This is a genomic window from Polaromonas sp. P1_A2 (assembly GCF_056406895.1).
Window position 1 is genome coordinate 1,254,307 of the sequence record NZ_JBFTZI010000001.1, and the last position, 20,055, is coordinate 1,274,361.

The 20,055-nt window shown below is 67.6% G+C and carries 18 protein-coding genes; 7 read left to right on the top strand and 11 right to left on the bottom strand.

Features of this window, described 5'->3' with window-relative positions:
• Positions 1-2 precede the first annotated feature (2 nt).
• Positions 3-1,310, bottom strand: a complete 1,308-nt coding sequence (locus tag AC1D09_RS05990; RefSeq protein WP_477700973.1) for a TAXI family TRAP transporter solute-binding subunit — start codon at positions 1,308-1,310, stop codon at positions 3-5.
• 100 nt (positions 1,311-1,410) lie between these two features.
• On the bottom strand, positions 1,411-2,406 hold the full coding sequence (locus tag AC1D09_RS05995) for an acyltransferase family protein (RefSeq protein WP_477660877.1): 996 nt from the start codon (positions 2,404-2,406) through the stop codon (positions 1,411-1,413).
• A 435-nt stretch (positions 2,407-2,841) separates the two neighbouring features.
• Here AC1D09_RS05995 and epsA point away from each other — a divergent pair, with 435 nt between their 5' ends.
• The 6 genes from epsA (at position 2,842) to epsG (ending at position 9,679) form a co-directional block, all read left to right on the top strand.
• A complete protein-coding gene (gene epsA, locus AC1D09_RS06000; RefSeq protein ID WP_477660878.1) occupies positions 2,842-3,624 on the top strand; it encodes an XrtB/PEP-CTERM-associated transcriptional regulator EpsA in 783 nt (260 codons plus the stop codon).
• The gene (locus tag AC1D09_RS06005; RefSeq protein ID WP_477660879.1) at positions 3,617-5,044 is read left to right on the top strand and encodes an undecaprenyl-phosphate glucose phosphotransferase; all 1,428 of its coding nucleotides are present in this window, start codon (positions 3,617-3,619) and stop codon (positions 5,042-5,044) included. The genes epsA and AC1D09_RS06005 overlap by 8 nt, the downstream gene beginning before the upstream one ends.
• Positions 5,045-5,173: 129 nt before the next feature.
• On the top strand, positions 5,174-6,376 hold the full coding sequence (gene epsL / locus AC1D09_RS06010) for an XrtB/PEP-CTERM-associated polysaccharide biosynthesis outer membrane protein EpsL (protein WP_477660880.1): 1,203 nt from the start codon (positions 5,174-5,176) through the stop codon (positions 6,374-6,376).
• Positions 6,377-6,442: 66 nt separating this feature from the next.
• Entirely contained in the window at positions 6,443-7,345 is a 903-nt protein-coding gene (gene epsE / locus AC1D09_RS06015; RefSeq protein ID WP_477660881.1) for a polysaccharide export protein EpsE, read from the top strand.
• Between the two features lie 19 nt (positions 7,346-7,364).
• Complete coding sequence (gene epsF / locus AC1D09_RS06020) at positions 7,365-8,762, top strand: chain length determinant protein EpsF (protein WP_477660882.1); 1,398 nt, start codon at positions 7,365-7,367, stop codon at positions 8,760-8,762.
• 2 nt (positions 8,763-8,764) lie between these two features.
• The gene (gene epsG, locus AC1D09_RS06025) at positions 8,765-9,679 is read left to right on the top strand and encodes a chain length determinant protein tyrosine kinase EpsG (RefSeq protein WP_477660883.1); all 915 of its coding nucleotides are present in this window, start codon (positions 8,765-8,767) and stop codon (positions 9,677-9,679) included.
• Here the strand turns inward: epsG and AC1D09_RS06030 are convergent.
• On the bottom strand, positions 9,666-10,079 hold the full coding sequence (locus tag AC1D09_RS06030) for a VanZ family protein (protein WP_477660884.1): 414 nt from the start codon (positions 10,077-10,079) through the stop codon (positions 9,666-9,668). The genes epsG and AC1D09_RS06030 overlap by 14 nt on opposite strands.
• A gap of 44 nt (positions 10,080-10,123) precedes the next feature.
• Here AC1D09_RS06030 and AC1D09_RS06035 point away from each other — a divergent pair, with 44 nt between their 5' ends.
• The gene (locus AC1D09_RS06035; RefSeq protein ID WP_477660885.1) at positions 10,124-10,891 is read left to right on the top strand and encodes a WecB/TagA/CpsF family glycosyltransferase; all 768 of its coding nucleotides are present in this window, start codon (positions 10,124-10,126) and stop codon (positions 10,889-10,891) included.
• Here the strand turns inward: AC1D09_RS06035 and AC1D09_RS06040 are convergent.
• Genes AC1D09_RS06040 through AC1D09_RS06075 form a run of 8 tightly spaced genes read right to left on the bottom strand, consistent with a single transcriptional unit; the run spans position 10,878 to position 20,046 of the window.
• Positions 10,878-11,522, bottom strand: a complete 645-nt coding sequence (locus AC1D09_RS06040; RefSeq protein WP_477660886.1) for a serine O-acetyltransferase — start codon at positions 11,520-11,522, stop codon at positions 10,878-10,880. The genes AC1D09_RS06035 and AC1D09_RS06040 overlap by 14 nt on opposite strands.
• Positions 11,510-12,517 carry an NAD-dependent epimerase/dehydratase family protein gene (locus AC1D09_RS06045; RefSeq protein WP_477660887.1) on the bottom strand — a complete coding sequence of 336 codons (1,008 nt, stop codon included), beginning with the start codon at positions 12,515-12,517 and terminating at the stop codon, positions 11,510-11,512. Before AC1D09_RS06045 ends, AC1D09_RS06040 begins: the two co-directional genes overlap by 13 nt.
• Positions 12,514-14,205 carry an FAD-dependent oxidoreductase gene (locus AC1D09_RS06050; protein ID WP_477660888.1) on the bottom strand — a complete coding sequence of 564 codons (1,692 nt, stop codon included), beginning with the start codon at positions 14,203-14,205 and terminating at the stop codon, positions 12,514-12,516. The genes AC1D09_RS06045 and AC1D09_RS06050 overlap by 4 nt, the downstream gene beginning before the upstream one ends.
• Positions 14,202-15,386, bottom strand: coding sequence for a glycosyltransferase family 4 protein (locus AC1D09_RS06055; protein WP_477660889.1), 1,185 nt, complete (start codon positions 15,384-15,386; stop codon positions 14,202-14,204). The genes AC1D09_RS06050 and AC1D09_RS06055 overlap by 4 nt, the downstream gene beginning before the upstream one ends.
• Positions 15,387-15,393: 7 nt before the next feature.
• Positions 15,394-16,470, bottom strand: coding sequence for an acyltransferase family protein (locus tag AC1D09_RS06060; protein WP_477660890.1), 1,077 nt, complete (start codon positions 16,468-16,470; stop codon positions 15,394-15,396).
• On the bottom strand, positions 16,467-17,555 hold the full coding sequence (locus AC1D09_RS06065; protein WP_477660891.1) for a glycosyltransferase family 2 protein: 1,089 nt from the start codon (positions 17,553-17,555) through the stop codon (positions 16,467-16,469). The genes AC1D09_RS06060 and AC1D09_RS06065 overlap by 4 nt, the downstream gene beginning before the upstream one ends.
• Positions 17,556-17,558: 3 nt before the next feature.
• Positions 17,559-18,530 carry a glycosyltransferase family 2 protein gene (locus AC1D09_RS06070; protein WP_477660892.1) on the bottom strand — a complete coding sequence of 324 codons (972 nt, stop codon included), beginning with the start codon at positions 18,528-18,530 and terminating at the stop codon, positions 17,559-17,561.
• Between the two features lie 4 nt (positions 18,531-18,534).
• Positions 18,535-20,046 carry an O-antigen ligase family protein gene (locus AC1D09_RS06075; protein ID WP_477660893.1) on the bottom strand — a complete coding sequence of 504 codons (1,512 nt, stop codon included), beginning with the start codon at positions 20,044-20,046 and terminating at the stop codon, positions 18,535-18,537.
• Positions 20,047-20,055 lie beyond the last annotated feature (9 nt).

Here is a 20,055-nt window from a genome sequence, read left to right on the forward strand (position 1 = left end):
CCCTATCGCCCCCTCATCCGGTACAGCCGCTGGCGCACAAACTCGATGTGCTGGTGCAGCGTGTAGCAGCGCGCCATCAGGTCGCGGGGCGTGGCAAAAGCCATCATGGCCTTGTCGATGCCGTTCAGGCGTATCAGGAAGCGTGTCAGGTCCAGCCCCGAGAGCGATTCCTGGCCCAGGTCGTTTTCAATGAACTTGAGCTCGCCGTACCAGCGGTTCACCCGGCTTTCCAGCACCCAGCGCAGGTAGGCCGGCACCAGCCGCATCAGCCACAGTGCCAGCAGCGCAACCGGCAGCACGATCAGCAGGATGCGCTCGGCGACCTGGGCCCACCAGAAGGGCAGCACGCGCTCCAGCCAGGGCAGGCCGTGCGTCAGGGTTTCGCGCGCCTGCGGTGCGGTGGGAAAGTCGATGCGCCGCAGCGAGGGGAAATCGCCCGCGCGGTGGAACAGCCCGCCGCCGGCGTGGGCGTCCATGGCCACCGCGATGGCCAGGCGCTTGAGGGCGGGGTGCAGGCCCTCGCGCGCCACCAGGCTGGCCGAGGTGGTCAGCAGTGTGATGTCGCGCGGCGGCAGCCGCGCATCCAGCGTGCCCTGCGCCAGCAGGCGCGACTCGAGGTAGGGGTTGCGCTCGGTGATGGCGGCGGACTTGCGGATGTTCGCCATGTGGATGCCCGGCAGGCTCAGCATGTTTTGCACCACGAAGGATTCGGGCGCCGCCACGATGAAGACGACGTCGACCGTTCCCTGCCGCAGGGCCTGGACGGCGGGGCTGCTGGTCAGCGGGGAGAGCGTCAGGTCCCCGGCCTCAATCCTCGCCTGCTCCAGCAGCTTGAGCGCCACCTTGCGGGTTCCGCTGCCTTCGGGGCCTACGGCCACGCGCAGGCCCTGCAGCTGGTTGAGCGAATCGATTTCGCGGCCGCGTGTGAAAACCCACACCGGTTCCACATCCACATTGGCCAGGGTTTCGACGCGGCTGCGGTCGCGTCTTTCGAGCGAGCTGCCCAGGTAGCCGAAGCCGCCCTGCATCAGGGCAAGGTCCGAGGGATTCACGGCCTGGCGAAGGCGCTCCAGGTTTTGCTGCGAACCGGCCGAGGTCTGGATTTCGAGCGTGATGCCGTGCTCCGCGAATTTTTCGGCGTAGCGCTGGGCGTGCAGGTAGTAGGCGCCGTCCGCGCCGGCCGTGGTGATGCTCAGCTGCGCGGGCGGCATGGGATAGACGAACAGCCACAGGCCCGTGGCCGTGGCTGCGGCGACAAGCGCCATGGGCAGCCGGATCCACAGCCATTTTTGTTGGTACAACTTCGCCATGCGCACAGGGAAAGTCCTGTAAAAGGTTGTTACCCTTATAGCGCAAAGGTGTTACCGCTGTCAGGCGGACTAACGCGAAGGCGTCAACCAGGTGGCTGTCTCAGGCCGGCGCTGCTTTTGCTTTGGTTTTGGGCCCGCCGCCGGTTGTGCCCAGCAGCCAGAGATTGAGGCTGGGGGAGCGGCTGATGAGCAGCGCCGACACAATCGGCCCGGCCAGGCCCGCGGCCAGGCCCGCCACCATCAGCACATAGATATCCGTGACGCCCATCTTCTTCAGGGCAATGCGGCTTGCCGCGGTGAAGAACACATGCAGCAGGTAGATCGCGAACGAATAGGAGCCGACATAGGCGAGGCGCGGAGAGCTCCAGCCGCTGCGCAGCAGCAAAAAGGCGCTGCACACACCGAGTCCCAGCGCGGCCAGGGAGTTGCCTTGTTCTGAATACTGCGGCAGCAGCATGGCCGCGGTCGCGGCGCAGATGAAGACGGCCGCCGCGATGCCGCGCGCGGCCGGGCCGCTGATCTCGAAGCGTTTGCAGGCCAGCCCCGCGAGGAAAAAAGGCAGCAGGTAGACGGCGCCCTGGGCGGCAAAATAATTCGGCGGGCTGAAGTAGTCGAACAGCACCGCGCTCAGCGCCCACACCAGCGCGAAGCCGGCCGGCGTCGACAGTGCCTTCAGGTGCTCCAGCAAGACCGCCACCAGGAAGACGATGAACAGCGCTTCCAGGAACCAGAAGTGCCCCACCGGCACGATGTGCAGCAGCCACCAGCGGTCCACGGCGTTGTTGGCGCCCGGCGTGAGCGCCTGCACGACGGCAAAAATGGTCCCGACCGTGATCAGCGGGAGCAGCAGCCTGCGCACCTTGCCCTTGATAAAACCCGGGGCATTGCCCTGGTAGGGGCGAAAACCGTAGACATAGCCCGAGATAAAGGAGAACAGCGGCATGCGGATATAGGCCAGCGCTTCATTGAAGACCTGCAGCCAGTGGCCTTCCGGAATCTTCAATCCGACGCTGGGGGTGTCCCCCACCACATGAAACAGGACCAGCAGGACACAGGCAATGCCCCTCAAGGTGTCCACCTCAAGACTGCGTTTCATTTTTTGGCCGGTCATCGGATGCGGGTTCCTTTATTCATGCTGCATGAGATCCCGCCACCCGGGTCGCGGGCCGCGCGTGCGCGTTGAAGCGTCGAATGACGAATAGATCAATGAGATCAATGCGGGGAGATGCTTGGAGCGTAATCAAGCAAGGCTGCAACTTCGGGTCCGCAAAAAAGCAAACTGTTGCAAGCAGTATCGTTTTGCGCGGCATCCAACATCCAGCGCACAGCTGTTACGTTGTTGCAACGAATGCGCAGCTCTTCTGTCAAATGAATCAACCGGGAAAACCCTAAACTGGGTTTATCTCCTACATCAACTGTCTCGCTTGGCGCATGGCGTCTCCCGCAGATGTGTTCGATCCTCAATCAGCTGTTTCCGCAGCGCCGTCACTTGGCGATTTCGCGGGACAAACACAGGAAGTGACATCCGGAAATGAATTCTCACACTCCGCTTTCAAGCGAAGATTCCGCGCGCTATGCGGCACTGCTCGTGCAAGGCACGGCCGTCACGCGGCATGCTGAACTGCTGGCCTGGCTTCAGGGCGACATGCAGCAATGCCTCCCCCACGACATCCTGCTCGCGGGCTGGGGCGATTTCCAGCAGGGTGTCCTGCAGCACGACGTCGTCTCCAGCCTGCCCGGTGCGCGCTCCTATGCCGCGGGCACGGACGGGCTGCCCTTTCTATTAGGCAAGTTCCATGAGCGCTGGCTGGCCGCCGAGCGCCAGCCCTGCCGGCTGGACTTCAGCGAATTTGAATACCTGCTGGGCCAGGCGAGCTTGCCGGGCTCCTTCCCGGGCAGCCTGCGCGGCATGCGCTCGGTGCTGATCCACGGCCTGCAGGACGAAAGGGCGCAGCAGGAGTGCCTCTATGTGTTCATGAGCGCGGATGACATCCCGGCCGAGCCTTGCAGCACGGCCCTGCGCGTGCTGATGCCCGGCGTGGATGCCGCCTTGCGCCAGATGGCACCGCTGCCGCAGCAGCGCCGCCTTGCCGCCATGCGCGGCCCGGCCGAAGACGCCAGCGGCCTCAGCGAGCGCGAGACCCAGATCATGGCCTGGGTGGCCATGGGAAAAACCAATTCCGAGATAGGCGCCATTCTCAACATCAGCGGCTTCACCGTGAAGAACCACATGCAGCGCATCTTCCAGAAGCTCAACGTCTTCAACCGCGCGCAGGCGGTTTCCAAAGTGACAAGGGTAGGCATATATGGCTGAGGCAAACCAGCTCAATTCCGCGTCCGCCTGGCTCAACCAGCGCGAACCCCGTTCCATGGGGCTGGGCCGCAGCCATTTGTTCACCGCCGTCGAAGCCGGGCTGGACCCGCTGGTACTGGTGTTTTCGCTGTGGGCGCTGGCGTTTTATTTCGAGGGCTCGGTGCGGCCCGCCTACCTGATCCTGTCCGTCATCGTGTTCTCGCTGACCTTTCCGGGCAGCTCGCAGCTGCGCCTGCCGGTGTGGAAGGTGTTCTCGAAAATCGCCTTTCACTGGATATGGATAGCCGGCCTGCTGCTGCTGACCGGCTATGTGACGGAGTACTTCCACAAGTTTTCCATGACCGTGCTGAGCCACTGGCTGTGGGTCGCGCCCGCGGCCCAGGCCGGCGCGCACCTGGCCCTCAGGGCGGCGGCGCCGCAGCTGCTGAAACTGCAGGGGCCGCCGCGCGGCGCGGTGATCGTCGGCATGAACGAGCAGGGCGTTTCATTGGCCCGCAACATCGCCGGTTCGGCCTACTCGGGCATAGAGCTCAAAGGCTTTTTCGACGACCGCGGCGAAGACCGCAGGGAAGCGCAGGACGAACACCGGCTGGTCGGAAAGATCGACGACCTGCCGGCCTACGTCAAACAGCACCGCATCCAGTTCATCTACCTGTCGCTGCCCATGGCCTCGCGCCCGCGCATCCTGCAGGTTCTGGACGGGCTCAAGGACACCACCGCCTCGATCTATTTTGTGCCCGACATGTTCATCACCGACCTGATCCAGGGCCGCAGCGACACGGTGTGCGGCGTCACGGTGATCTCGGTCTGCGACACGCCGTTTCGCGGCGTCCACGGTTTCCTCAAGCGCGCCAGCGATGTTGTGCTGTCGCTGCTGATCCTGCTGCTGATCTTCCCCGTCATGCTGGTCATTGCCCTGCTGGTGAAGCTGGACTCGCCGGGGCCGGTGATTTTCAAGCAGCGCCGCTACGGCCTGGACGGCGAGCAGATCCTGGTCTACAAATTCCGCTCCATGGCCGTCACCGAGGACGGCGGAACCATACGCCAGGCCAGCAAGAACGACATGCGGGTCACCCGCCTGGGCGCTATCCTGCGCAAGACCTCGCTTGACGAGCTGCCGCAGTTCATCAACGTGCTGCAAGGCCGCATGAGCATCGTCGGCCCGCGCCCGCACGCCGTGGCGCACAACGAGATGTACCGCTCGCTCATCAAGGGCTATATGGTGCGCCACAAGGTCAGGCCCGGCATCACGGGCTGGGCCCAGGTCAACGGCCAGCGCGGCGAAACCGACACGCTGGACAAGATGCAGTCGCGCATCGACTGCGACCTGGACTACCTGCGCAACTGGTCGCTGCAGCTGGACTTTTTCATCATCCTGAAAACCATTCGCCTGGTCTTCAAGGATGGCGCGGCTTATTAAGAATGAAAGGAGATGGCATCCACCCGTTCATCAGGCTGCCTATGCAGTGCTGCCATTAGGGCAAACGGACTATCGCCACCCAAGCATGTACTCAGTATCTTTTTTTCATCCTTCCGCGGAGACCCGCCCTTGAAGCACCCTCAAAAACTCCTCCCGATTCCCTTGTTGCTGCTGGGCCTGTTTCCCCTGGCCGCGCAGGCTGACGACCTGGACACGCTGCAGTTCCGGCTGGGGCAAAGCGTGACGCATGACAGCAATGTGTTCCGGCTGCCCGATTCCGCCAACACGCAGGCCGTGCTCGGCAGGCCCGAGCGCGACGACAACGTGGCGGTGACCACGGCGGGCTTCAAGATCAACAAGCCCTACGGGCTGCAGCGTTTCGAGTTCGACGCGAATATCGAGGACCACCGCTACAGCCGTTTTTCCTACCTGGACTTCACGGCGGTCAACTACGCGGCCGCCTGGCGCTGGAGCTTCACGCCGGCCCTGCACGGCAACCTGACCAGCGACAGGCGCGAGTATGTCGACACCTATGCCGACGTGCAGGGCGCGGGGCAGATCAACCGCCGCACCAACCGCTCCACCATATTTGATGCCGAGTACGAACTCGACGGCGCCTGGCGCGTGGTGGGCGGCCTGTTCGAGCGCACCAGCTCCAACAGCCAGCCCAACACCTTCGAGGCCGATTCCAAAATCCACGGTGCCGAGGCCGGCGTGCGTTATGTCTACCCGTCGGGCACCTCCATGGCCTACCGCTTCCGGGAAGGCAAGGGCGAGTACCCGGGCCGCTTCCTGGCGCCGGGGATCGCCGGCAACTTCACCGACCGCGAGCATGAGTTCCGCCTTGACTGGGCACCCAGTGCCAAGACCACGCTGCGCGCCAAGGTCGCGTACCTGGATCGCGAGCACGACGGCGTGGGGGCGCGGGACTTTTCCGGCGTGACCGGCCAGCTTGACGCGGCCTGGGCCATCACGCCCAAGAGCACGCTGGCCGGCGGCCTGGTGCGTGAACTGGCCAGTTACCAGACCAACACATCGAGTTACTACGAAGGCTGGCGCTTCTTTGTCGCACCGACCTGGAAGCCCACCGAAAAAACCGCGGTGCGCCTGCGTTACGACCACGGCGCGCGCGACTTCAAGGGGCCGCTGCCGGGCTTTGCCGCCAGCGGCCGCCGCGACACCACCGACCTGGTGTCCCTGGCCCTCGAATGGCAGGCCATGCGCGCGCTCAAGCTGACGGCGTCGGTGCAAAGCGACAGGCGCAAGTCCAACGAGCCGGGCTTTGACTACAAGAGCAATTCCTTCGGCCTGTCGGCCGACGCGAGCTTTTGAGCAGGCCTTACCTGAATCCCTGCTTTCCCTAAAGGCGACAAGATGAACCTGCTGAATTTGAAACCCATGACCCGATATTTCCTGGCCACGCTGTTGTGCCTGGCCACCGCGCCGCTGTGGGCGCAAACCCCGCCGGCCCAGACGACCGCACAGCCGTCCGCTCCTTCTTCGGTGCAGGCCGCTGCAACGACGGCGCCGGTCGCGCCCGCTTCGGTGGCGGCCACGGCCGCCTTGCCGAGCAGCCAGGACTACCGGCTGGGCGCCGGCGACGCCATCGGCGTGCAGGTCTACCAGAGTCCCGATTTGTCCATCGACGCGCGCGTTTCCGAAAGCGGCGTGATCAGCTACCCGCTGGTGGGCAGCGTGCAGCTCGGCGGGCTGACGATTGCCGAGGCTGAAAAGAAGATCGCCGATGCGCTGCGTAGCGGCGGCTTCGTCAAGGTGCCGCAGGTCAACATCGTGCTGCGCCAGGTGCGCGGCAACCAGGTGGCGGTGCTGGGCCAGGTGAGCCGGCCCGGCCGTTTCCCGCTGGAGACCTTCAACACCCGCGTCAGCGACATGCTGGCCGCCGCCGGCGGCACCACCCCGACCGGCGACGACGAACTGATCGTCACCGGCCAGCGCGACGGCAAGCCGTTTCGCAAGGTGATAGACATCCCGGCGCTGTTCCTCAACGCGAAATCCGACGATGACATCGTGCTGGCGGGCGGGGACACCCTGTACGTCAACAAGGCGCCCATGTTCTACATCTACGGCGAGGCGCAGCGCCCCGGCCCCTACCGCATCGAGCGCGGCATGACGGTCATGCAGGCGCTGGCCCAGGGCGGCGGCCCGACCGTGCGCGGCAGCCAGAACCGCCTGAAGCTGCACCGCCGCGACGCCTCGGGCAAGGTCGTGGAAACCACGCCCAACCTCAACGACCTGGTTCGCCCCGAGGACGTGATCTACGTCCGCGAAAGCCTTTTCTAACAGCCATGACTGGAAAGCCATGACACTCCATCAATTTTTACTGATACTGCGCGCCCGCTACAAGGTGGCGCTGCTGATCATCCTGCTGGCGATCTCCGCGGCGCTGGCGGTCAGCCTGGTGCTGCCGAAAAAATACACGGCGCAGACCGCCGTGCTGGTCGACGTGCGCTCGCCCGACCCGGTGGCCGGAGCCGGCAGCGCGCCCATACAGGGTCTGGTGGCGCCCAGCTACATGGCCACGCAGGTCGACATCATTGGCGGCGACCGCGTGGCCCAGCGCGTGGTGAAGATGCTCAAGCTCGACGAAAACCCGCGCACCAAGGAGCGCTGGATGGAGGCGACGGAAGGCCGCGGCACGCTGGAAGGCTGGCTCGCCGATTCGCTGCAAAAGCGCCTGGACGTGCGGCCCGCGCGCGAAAGCAATGTGATCAACATCACCTACAAAGGCAGCGACGCCGAAGAAGCCGCGAGCGTGGCCAACGCCTTTGCCCAGGCCTACCTGGACATCAACCTGGCGCTGAAGACCGAACCCGCGCGCATTTACGCGGAATGGTTTGACGAGCAGACCAAGGCCTCGCGCGCCAAGCTGGAGGAAGCCCAGGCGCGCCTGTCCGACTACCAGCAGAAAGCCGGCATCGTCAGCAGCGACGAGCGGGTGGACTATGAAACCACCAAGCTGGCGGAGATATCGTCCCAGCTCACCACGGTGCAGGGCGACACCACCGACAGCCAGAGCAAGCGCGGCTCGCGCGGCGACACCGTCGCCGAGGTGATGCAAAGCCCGCTGATCAACGGCCTGAAGGCCGACGTGGCGCGGCAGGAGGCCAAGGTGCAGGAAGTCAGCGTGCGCCTGGGCGAGAACCATCCCGAGCGCCAGCGCGCCGAATCCGAGCTGGCCGCCCTCAAGAGCCGGCTGGCCAGCGAGACCGCGCGCATCAATGCCTCCATCGAAACTACCTACCGCGTCGGCAAGGACCGCGAACGCGAACTGCAGGGCGCGGTCAGCGCGCAGAAAGCGCGTGTGCTGGCCCTGAACAAGCAGCGCGACGAACTCAACGTCTACCGCCGCGACGTCGAGTCGGCCCAGCGCGCTTACGAGACCGTGAGCCAGAGCGCCTCGCAGACGCGCCTGCAGAGTTTGACCAACCAGACCAATGTGGTGCGCCTCAACGTCGCGACGGCGCCCGTCAACCCGTCCAGCCCGAGGCTGCTGGTCAACCTGCTGATTGCTGCTTTCGGCGGCACCCTGCTGGGTATCGCCTGCGCCTTGCTGCTGGAGCTCGCCAACCGCCGCGTGCGCTCCGCCGAGGACCTGGTGCAGATGCTGGAGCTGCCGGTGCTGGCCAGCATTTCTTCGAGCACGGGCAACACCCGGCTCAGCGGTCCGCGCCGGCTGGCGCTCGGTTTGGGAGGATGAGCATGAGCATCAACATGAACAGAAACGGCAACCAGGCGGTGGTGCGCCCCGTTCCCCTGACCGTGCCCAGCAAGCCGGCCACCGGCTCGGGCCGCTCCATAGGCGCCATCCTGGTCGATGCCGGGCGGCTCTCGCCGCTGGACGCCGAGCGCATCGTGCATTTCCAGAAGGACCGCGGCGCGCGCTTCGGTGATTCCGGCAAGGCGCTGGGGCTGCTGACCGACGACGATGTGCGCTACGCGCTGTCGGTGCAGTTCGACTATCCCTACCTGGCCCGCGAAAGCAATTTAAGCCGTGAACTGGTGGCGGCCCACCATCCCAACAGCCAGCCGGTGGAGCAGCTGCGGGCGCTGCGCAGCCAGCTGATGCTGCGCTGGTTCGACACCGGCCCGGACCGCCGCGGCCTGGCCATCGTGAGCGCCGGCTCCCGGGAAGGGCGCAGCTATATCTCGGCCAACCTGGCGATTGTGTTTTCGCAACTGGGCCTGCGCACCCTGCTGGTCGATGCCGACATGCGGGCGCCGCGCCAGCACCTGCTGTTCAACCTCGGCAAGGGCGCGGGCCTGTCGGACATGCTGGCCGGCCGTGCCGGGCTGGAGGCCGTGGTCAGCGTCGCGGCGCTGCAGGATCTGTCGGTGCTGCCGGCCGGTGTGATTCCGCCGAATCCGCAGGAGCTGCTGGGCCGGCAGGAGTTTTCCAGGCTGCTGCAGGCGCTGGGCCAGGACTTCGACATCATCATCATCGACACGCCCCCCGCCAGCGAATGCGCCGACGCCCATACGGTGGCGGTGCGCGCGGGCGCCGCATTGGTGGTGGCGCGGCAGAACACCAGCTCGCTGCCGCAGATGACGCGCTTCACGCACAGCCTGCGTGAATTCGGCGTGGCCCTGGTGGGCTCGGTGCTTAACGATGCTTGAGGCGATGCGTGAGGTGGCCGCCCGAGAGGCGGTGCAGCACGGCCAGCACCGCCGCACCCAGCAATCCGCCCGCCGCATCGGCGGCCAGGTCGGCCCAGCTCGCGGAGCGGCCCGGCAAGTACATCTGGTGCACCTCGTCCATGCCGCCGACCAGCAGTGCGCCCGCGAGGCAACAGATGGCCATGCGCCAGCCGCGCATGCCGCCGGCCAGGCCCGCGGCCATGCCGACCACGGCAAAAGTCAGCAAATGCGCCAGCTTGTCCCAGGGCGCGGGAAACAAGCCCACGGCCACCGGCTGGGCGCCGCCCACATAGAGCACCGCGGCACTCATGGCGAGCGCCAGCGTCGCGGCGATGCGGATGCCGCGCTGGAAATTCTCAAGGGACATTGCTTTGGCCATGGGCCCGATTTTCTCATGCCGCAGTCCCGAAAGCGGGGAAACCCATGCTGAATCCCTCCACCGGCAATCCCGCCGACTGGCGCCTGCGCTGGGCGCTGCTGCTGGCGAAAATCGAGCGCGTGCAAAGCCCGGACCAAGGCCAGGCCTTGCTGTCCGAGCTGAGCCAGCCCCGCGTGCCAACGGTGCTGGCTTTCGCGAATGCGCACGCGATGAATTCCATGGCGGTGTCGACGCCGTTTTTTGAGGCCATGCGCTCGGCCGACAGGGTGCTCAGGGACGGCTCGGGCATGGCGACGCTGTTCAAGCTGCTGCGCATGGAGCCCGGCCTCAACCTCAACGGCACCGACCTGATCCCCCGGCTGGTGCGCGCTTTTGACGGCCGCGGCATCGCGCTTTTCGGCACGCGCGAGCCCTGGCTCGAAAAAGCCGCGCAGCGCGTGCGCGAGGAGCTCGCGCCGCACAGCACGCTCACACGCGCCAACGGCTTTCTCGACGCGGGCACCTATTGCCTGCTGGCGGCCACGCACCGGCCGGCGCTGATCGTGCTGGGCATGGGCATGCCGCGGCAGGAAGAGGTCGCGGCCCAGCTGCGCCAGGTGCTGGACTTTCCCTGTCTCATCGTCTGCGGCGGCGCCATCATCGATTTCCTGGGCGGCAAGACACCGCGCGCGCCGCTGTGGATGCGCAAGGCCGGGGTGGAATGGCTGTATCGCCTGGCGCTGGAGCCGCGCCGGCTGTTCCAGCGTTATGTGATCGGCAACCCGCTGTTTCTCACGCGGGCGTTGCGGCTGGCTTCTCTCAACCGGCGTTGATGCCGGTGTCGGCGGCGGTTGCCGCCGAATGGCTGGCCTGCGCCGCAGGAGTGTCTTCCTCGCAGTAGCGGTTCTGCACATCGGGCGTGCAGTCGCGCCTGACGATCTGCCCCGGGTTGCCCAGCACCACGCAATAAGGCGGCACGTCCTCGAAGACGTAGGCGCCGCCGGCAATGCGGCTGCCCTTGCCTACGGTGACGCCGCCCACGATGATGGCATGCGGCCCTATCCAGACCTCGTCCTCTATCACCGGGTACAGCGTGTGCCGGCGGCCCTGCGCGTCGATATGGTCGCGCTGGCCCAGCGTGACGCCGTGGAACAGCGTGACGTTGCGGCCTATGCGCGCCCCGGCGTTGACGACGATGCCGCGCCCATGCGTGAGCGCCAGCCCCGGTGCGATCTGCGTGCGCCAGGGGATCTCCATGCCGGCCAGCTGGCTCACCAGCCGGTAGAGCAGGCGCGCGGGCCACACGGCCAGCCCGCGCCAAGGGGGCGCAAGCTTGTCGGCGGCCTGGCACAGGCGCAGGCACACGAGCACACGAAACGCCGGGTCCGGCAGCGCGCCTTTGAGCGCGAGGCGGGGGGCGGTGTACCCAAACTTTCGGTGGGTGTCGGCTTTCAGGGCGTGCATATGATTTTGTCCAGGGTGGCTTGGCCGGCGCCGGCGGGCGCCGTAAACCATGCGGCCGAATCGCGCAGCCCGTCGGCATAAGGTGTCCACTGCACACCGAGCCGGTGGCTGGCCGCCTGGGTGTCCAGGTGTATTTGCTGCGACCACAGGCCCAGCAGGCCGGGCGGCAGGGCATCGGGCAGCTTTATGCCGGGGCTGCCCAGCAGTTTCAGCGCCCGCTCGGCGGCCTTGAGCGGCGGGCCGCAAAGCCAGGCGTCCAGCTGGAGCCGGCGGCTGCCCAGGCGGCGCACGGGTGTGGCCTGGATCGCCAGGGCCAGGTCCACAAAATAATCGTTCCAGCGCGGGCTGTCGGGCGCCGCCAGGTTGAACACCGGTATCTTGCCCTGGGCCGCGGGCAGCCGCAGCGCCAGCAGCAGGGCCTGGCAGACATCGTCGACATGGACCAGGTTGGCCCATCCGTCGCCCGCGATGCCCAGGTCGCCCAGGCGCCCGGCCTGCAGCCAGCGGCCTATGCGGCCGACCCACAGCTGGCTGCCGGGGCCGTAAACGCAGCCGGGCCGCAGCATCACGGCCTCGCCGCCGTGCCGCACAAAGTCGTGCATGGCGGCCTCGGCCTCGCATTTGGCCTGGCCGTACCAGCCCAGAGTCGGATCCAGCGGCGCGTCTTCGCGCACAAGGCCCTCGGCGGGGCCGTAGACCGACATGGTGCTCAGGTGCACGATGCGCGGGCAGTCGGCCTGCAGCGCGGCCTGCACCAGAGCGCGCGCGCCGTCGGCAATCGAGGCCGCATCGCCTGCCACGCAGTTGACCACGGCATCAAAGCCTTTCAAGGCCTGGACCAGCTGGCGCGGGTCGCGGCTGTCGAGTTCCAGCCAGCTCGCGGTGTTTTTCATGCGCCTGGATGCGCCCGTGGCCGCGGCCCAGTGAGTGGCCTGCAGCATCTCGAGCAGGCGCGCGCCTATGTGGCCGGAAGCGCCCAGTACCAGCACTTTCATGCGGCCTCCTTCATTTGCAGGGGAGAGCGCTCGGCGCGCAGCTGCCGCGACAGGAAGTCGCCCAGCCGCAGCGACAGCGCGATCAGCGTCAGCGTCGGGTTGGCCTGGCTGGAGGTCGGGAACACCGCGCTGCCGGCGACAAACAGGTTGCGCACCGAATGCACGCGGCAGTCGGCGTCGACCACGCTGCTGCGCGGGTCCGTGCCCATGCGCGCCGTGCCGATGTGGTGGCCGCCGTAGGCGCCGAAACGCATCAGGTCCTCTTCCAGGGTGTGGGGCTTGTAGTCGAAGCGGGCCTTGCCGCTGCGCGCGAACTCCTCGGCCATCACGTCCAGGCTGGCGCCCAGGGAGTCGATGTCGGCGCGGCTGTAGCGCCAGTCGACCTTCAGGCGCGGCATGCCCAGCGCATCGACGCCGCTGGCCAGCGTGATCCGGCTGTGGGCCTGGGGGATCTGTTCGCCATGCACTTCCAGGCTGAAGCGGTTGCTGCGGTTGCGCAGGATCACCGAGGGGAATTTGCGCTCGGCCAGGGTGCGCTTCATCAACCAGTGCGACAGGAAGGCTGTGGTGTCCAGCGGGTCGGCCATGACGTTGAGCAGGTGGCGCGCGTAGACACCGGCCGTCGGCGGCGCGCCGTCTTTCAGGCGCTTGCTGTATTCGTAGCTGATCAGCTTGCGCGCCAGGAACAGCCCCGACAGCACGCCGCTGCGGTGCGCCGGGTCGGTGATGCGCGGAAAGTGCAGGCGCGCCACCGCATTGGCCAGGCCCAGGCGCCGCTGCTCGCCGGCGGCGACCGAGAGGCGACGCCGGCAGTAAATGCCTTCGGGCGAGATTTCATAGCCGTGGCGCACGTCGCTGGTGGGGCCGTGCACCGTCAGCGTGCCGACATTGCCGGCGATGTGGCACATGTAATAGCGCCCCACCACGTCATGCGCATTGCCCACGCCTTGCGGCGCCACGTCGCGCGAGGCCAGCAGCAGGCGCGCGGTTTCCAGCCCGCCCGCGGCCAGCACCGTGTTTTTCGCGGCGACGGTGAACTGTGTGCCGGCCAGCGTGCGTACCTCGAGCTCGCGCAATGCCTGGCCGTCGGCCTGCAGCCGCAATGCGGTGCAATTGGCGCCCAGCAGCACCTCGAGTGTGGGCGCCAGCGCCAGCCGCCTGGCATAGCGGCTGCCGAAGTGTGTGGGGCAGGAAAAACGCTCCAGCCCGTTGCTCAGCACGCGCTCACTGTCGAAGCCGGCAATCAGCGGGCCGGTCCCCGGCTCCAAGGCCTGGGCCGCGTCATAGAGAAAGCGCCCGGCCTCGGCCAGTGCGTTGGCGCGCGGGTACCAGGGCAGCAGGTCTTCATACGAGATCGGCCAGCCGCTGTGCGGGATGTGGGCGCGGGTTTCAAAGTCGATCGGGTCGAAAGGCATGCAGCGCCCGCCCCAGATCGCCGAGGAGCCGCCCAGCCGCCGCTGCCGGTATTTGCCGGGCGGGCTGTGCAGCTGTTCGTCGGCCACTTCGCCTTCATAGAGGTCTTGCGTGGGCGCATGCGCCTGCAGCCGGCCGGACTCCAGCAGCAGCACGGCATGCCCCTGGTCGCTCAGCGAAAGCGCCAGCGCGATGCCGGCCGGGCCGCCGCCGACCACGCAGACATCGGCCTCCAGCCGGCTGCCGTTGGGAATGCTGTCGGCGTCCCGGATCATGCTTTGCCGTCCTGTGAAACCGCGGCGGCGCGCAGCGGCCGGCCGGCCACGCCGAAATCGCGCTGGTGGATATGCGCCACGCTGCTGAAAAAATGCGCGATGGAAAACTGCTGTTCATAAAGCGCCCGGCCGTTTCGCTCCAGCGCCGCGCGCAATTCGCCGTCCCGCAGCACATGCTGCAGGCCGGCCGCGATGCCGGCCACATCGCCGGGCTGCACAAATGAGGCATTGACGCCGTCGCTGAGCACCGAGGGTATTTCACCGACGGGGCTGCACACCACCGCGACGCCGTTGGCCAGCGCTTCCAGGATCACCAGCGGCAGGCCTTCGTCGTAAGAGGGCAGGACCAGCACGTCGGTGCGCGCCATCATCCTGGCTGCCTGTTGCTGGTCCGACCACCCGGCAAAACGTACAAAGCCGTTGATGCCCAGCTCTCTGGATTTGGTTTCGTAGCCGTGCACGTCGCCGCCGCCGGCCAGGGTCACCTCGAGGCGGGCCGTGTCAAAGCCGGGCAGGGCCAGCGCCTGCAGCAGGTCGGACACGCCCTTGCGCTCCGACAGGTTCCCCAGGAAGAGCACGCGCTGCGTGGCGCTTTCGCTGGCGGCGCGGCGCGCATGGGTGGGTTCGGGCACGCCGTTGATGACGATGTCCACGCGGTCCGGCGCCACGCCCAGCTCTTCGATGACAAAGCGCCGCGCGGCCGAGCCCAGCACCACAACGCTGGCCGGCAGCGAGAACACCCAGCGCGTCAGCGCCCGCAGCGGGCGCGGCAGCGAATGGTAGAAATGGTGCAGTTGCGCGGCGTGCAGGTGCAGCACCACCGGCACGCCCAGGGCGCGGCAGGCGGCGATGACGGCGCCCTTGCGGAACAGGCTTAAACGCTCGGCCATGTTGACATGCACGCCGGCCAGCCGGCCGCTGAAGCGGCCGCGCGCGATGCGCGCCAGCGCGGTGGCCAGCACCCAGAAGGAGTACAAGGCGTTGGCGCCGCCGCGCGTGTCCAGCGGCCGGAGTTCGGCCGCGTCGGCCGAGGCGATGGCGGCCGAGGAAGCCTGGGCCTGTATCAGGTAGTCGGCCACCTTGAACATGCCGCCGCCCAGCGGCGTCCAGGGACAGGCGATGTAGATGTAGCGGCCTTCGCGTTCGCGTATGGCGCTGCGCGGCAGCGATTCACTTCGCATGGGAGGGTTACTTTCCGGGAGTTTGGTAAGAGAGCTTGGGCGCGCCGAACAGGGCGCGCTTGAAGAAGGCGGTCATGGGTCGTTCCAGCCAGACGTAGGAGAGGCAGCCCGCCACCACCACGGCCAGGCCCACGGCCAGCACGACGGCCAGGCTGTCCTGCACGCCCAGGCGCTTGAGGGCCTGCACGCCGGCCGGCACCACAAAGGTGTGCGACAGGTAAATCGAATACGAGGCATCACCCAGGAAGGACAGGCGCGAAGCCAGCGGCGCGCGCACCGTCCAGGGTTCCAGCCAGACGGCGCCCAGCACGATGAGTGCGGCGCCGCAGCCCCAGGTGGCGAAGCGGTCGGCCGAGTGGCCCCAGTCGGGCGCGAACATGTACAGCGCGCCCGCCGCCATCACCACCAGGCCGGCTATCGGCCCCGGGCGCCGGAAATGCAAATAGGCATGGGCGATGCAGACGCCGAGGATGAACTCGAACACCAGGGTCTGCGCATAAAAATTGAGCGCCACCGAGTCCGGCAGCAGGTAGCCCGCTGCGAACACCAGCCCAAAGGCCGCCAGGCAAAAGCGTATGCGCGGCGCACCCAGGGCAATGGCCACGGCGAACACCGCATAAAACAGCATTTCAAAATTCAGCGTCCAGCCGACCGGCAGTGTGGGCTGCACCAGGCCCCAGGGGCTCATGGTGGGGATGAACAGCAGCGAGGCCGCGAGGTGGCCGGGCTCCACCGAGGAACGCGCGGCCAGCGCCGGCATGGCCAGCAGCAGGGCCACCTTGAGCAGGGTGTAAAACCAGTAGAGCGGCGCGATCCTGATGAGGCGCCTGCGCATGAACACCCAGGCCGCACTGATACGTGCGGGCCCGTCCGACGGCAGCGAGGCGGTCGACATGGCCATCACGAAGCCGCTGATCACAAAAAAGATGTCCACCCCGGCGGAGCCGGCCTCCCAGTAGTGGCGCGGCCCGGTGCCGCTGATGTGCATGGAAATCGCCTGGGTGATGTGCATCACCACGACCAGCATGGCCGCGGCAAAGCGCAGCACCTGCACGCCGGTGAATTGCCGTGTCTCGCCCTTCAAGGGATGGCCTTCTGCGCCGGTTCCTTGAGCACGCGGCTGGCGATGGCCTCGCGCGCGGGGCGCTGGGGCCGCAGCAGGCCGCGCAGCAGGCCGGCGGCGTTAAAGCACCAGGACACCACGGCATATATCGCCTTGGTGGCCGAACGCTTGCGCCAGGTCATCAGCAGCACGGGCGCGCTGGCAATGGCGCAGAACAATGCCAGGCGCACGCTGGCCGGCAGCGGCCACAGCGGGGTGCTGGCCAGCACCGCCCACCAGCCCAGCACCGCGAGGTAGAGGCGCAGCTCGCGCAGGCCCTGCAGCGCCAGCGGCAGGCGCGGCTGGCCGGCCGCGGCGCGCACCAGCTCGCCCAGCCCGCAGATGTAGCGCGTGCGCCAGCGCCGCACCAGCAGGCGGTAAGGCGGCGCATCGTGGCCCCAATGGTTGGCCGCGTCGACCGGCAGGCGCCACAGGCGCCAGCCCAGCGCGCGCAGCCGTATCGCCAGGTCGAACTCTTCATAGCTGTGCAGGTTGCGGTCGGAAAAATAGCCGGCCGCTTCGATGCCGCTGCGCCGGTACAGCCCGCCGCCGTCCAGCCTGTCCACCGGGCCGGGCTGCAAGTGCGGCGACGCGCGCTCGCCGCGCGCCATGTACTCAAGGCTCTCGGTGTTCTGCTCCACCACGCGGCCGCCCACGCCGGCCACGTCGGCATGCGCATCCAGGAAGGCCAGGGCCTGCTCGAGAAAGCCTTCGCGCATCTGCATGTCGCCGTCCAGGATGTAGACGAACTCGCCGCGCGAATGCTGGTAGCCCAGCTGCGGCCCCGCGCCGCAGCAGCGCTCCTCGGGGTTGGCCAGCTGGACGATGCGTATCGGGTAGGCGCTGGCCAGCTCCACCGTGCGGTCGCTGGAGTACGAGTCCGCGAGGATCACCTCGCCGCCCACAGCCGCGACCGCGCGCAGCGCGCTTTCCACGGTCGCCTCTATGCGCTGCTCCTCATTGAGCGCCTTGATGATCACGGAGACACGGCAGGGGCGCGCAGCGGGTGGGGGCGGCGGCGCCGGCCGCGGCGCTTCGGGCGTCTTGCCAAACGGTATCGGGTTCATGGTTTATCCCGCCTCCATGGGGCTGGCCGCGTGCACGGTGCGGCGCACACGCCAGCGCTGCCAGTTCCTGACCAGCGGGCCCGGCATGAAAAGCGCCATGGCGGCCGTCAGCCACCAGCGTTTTCCGCCGGCCGCGCGGCGCGCCTTCAGCAGCCAGGCCCAGCCTTCGCGGCGGCTGCCGGCGGCCAGGGCCTGGCGCGCCAGCGTGAGCTGGTACTGGGCCACCAGCCACAGCGCGGACCCGCGCCGCGCGGGCGGCATGGCGCCGGCCAGCGCGCGCTGCTCCATGCGCTGCAGGAAGGGCGGCATGGCCAGCGGCGCATGGCCGCTGCTGAGGCTGCCTTCGACGGCCAGCCGGTAGGCCATCAGCGGCGCGTGGACCAGCGCGACCGGCGCCTGCTCGGCCAGGCGGAACCACAGGTCCAGGTCCTCGCCATGCGACTCGCCGGGCGGAAAACAGGGCTGCATGCGCAGCAGCCGCGCGCGCCGCACCGAGACGGCGCTGGTGCACAGCGTGGGCGAGGCCATCCAGCGCCGCGGCAGGTCGGTGATCCGCTCGATGGCCGGCGCGCGCGGCATCTCGGGCCAGCGCGGCGGCCACATGTCCAGGGTGTCGGGCACCGGCAGGTAGTCGCTGGCCACGGTGTCGGCGCCGGGGCAGCGCGCCTGCACCCATGCCAGTGTCTCGAGGTAGTCCGGGTGGTGCCAGTCGTCGGCATCGAGAAAGGCCACCCATTCGCCGCGCGCCAGCGCGATGCCGTGGTTGCGCGCCGCAGAGACGCCGGCATTGGCCTGGCGCACCAGGCGCACGCGCGGGTCGGTGATAAAGCTCACGAGCTCGGCGCCGCCGTCGGTGGAGCCGTCGTCGACCACGATGGCTTCAAAGTCGGTGAAGGTCTGCGCCAGCACCGATGCGAGGGTGCCGCTGATATAGGGCGCCTTGTTGTAAAGCGGAATGACGATGGAAAATTTCATGGTGTCAGGGATGGAGCCGCGCGGCGGCCAGGGGATTTTTGGGGTCTCTGGGGTTTCTGCGGTCCCGGGCAAAGGTCGGCTCGACGCGGGGCATGGCCGTCGGCGCCTTGGCCAGGCTGCGTTTGCGTTCGCGGGCCTCGCGCCCGGCGGCGGCCAGCGCCATCAGCAGCAGCACGTGGGCGATGAGTTCGGGGCCGTAGCCGAAAAGCAGCAGCGGTACTTCGCTGATGGCGCGCAGCGCCAGCGCCACGAACAAGGCCAGCGTGAGGCCGCCGCTGGCGCGGGCATAACGCAGCGACAGCACCAGCAGCACCAGCGCATACAACAGCAGCGCCGCCGCGCCCACGCTTCCCGAGCGCGACAGTGTGTCCATGAACTGGTTGTGCGCGTGGGTCGCGTTGGGCATGCCTATGGCTTCGCGAAAGCTCGCGTCCCACAGGGTCGGCCCATAGCCGAACACCGGGTTGCGCTGCCATTCGTCATAGGCAATGGCCCAGATCTGGTCGCGCCCCGTCATGGAGGCCAGCTGCGCGCCCTGGGCGCTGTCGAAGAAGCTGCTCAGGCGCGCGTCGACCTCGCCGAACATCAGCAGGGCGGCCAGGCCGACGACGGCGGCCATAAAGGCCAGCAACGCGACGATGCCGAACTCGGGCCGCACCGGGTCGCCCACGCGGCGCATGAAGCGCGGCCCCTGGCGCACGGCCAGGATGCAGGCCGAGCACAGCACAAACGAAATCCACGCCGTCTTGGACTGCGCGAGAAAGAGCACGCCCAGGCCCATGGTCCAGGCCGCGCGATTGAGCCAGGCGCGCTGCAAGGGGCGCGCGAGCAGGCACAAGAGGCCCAGCTGCGCCAGCATGCCCAGCGACACGGCGTGCGGTGCCAGGCCCGCCAGCCGCGGCACGCCGGGTAGCAGGCCCTGGGTGTAGGAAGCGTCCAGCACCAGGCTGGGCTTGAAGGGCAGCAGCAGCAGGCCGGCGGTGATGAAGAGCAGCAGGGCATTGCGCGCCGCGCCGAAGGCCAGGTCGCGTTCGGTGGCGGTGGCAAGCACTGCCGCGAAGCCTATGACCAGCGGGTACACATAGTCGTGCGACAGCTGCGGGTGCGCGCCCAGCAGGGCCGGCGCGGCCACGGTACAGAGCCAGAAGGTCAGGAAGGCCACCGGCAGCGCGGCAGGTGCCTGCGCGGATTTGTCGCGGCGTATCCAGTGTGTGATCAGGCGTTCGCCGGCCAGCGTGAGCAGCAGCAGTGAGGCCAGGGGCTGCATCAGCGAGACCAGCGGATGGCGCACCACCACGACGACTTCGTCGAACTTCATGTTGCTGCTGGAAAGGTCGCGGCCCGAGAGCAGGTTGGCCAGGGCCACCATCAGCAGGATGGCGTAGAAGATGAGGTGCATGTAGCCGTGCGCGCGGCGCGAGGTCACGTGGACCGCGCCCGCCATGCCCAGCGCCGCCGTGAGCGCCGCCAGGATGGCGCCGGCGACGAGGACTGCAATGACGACGGGTTGGTCCATGTGAGGGTG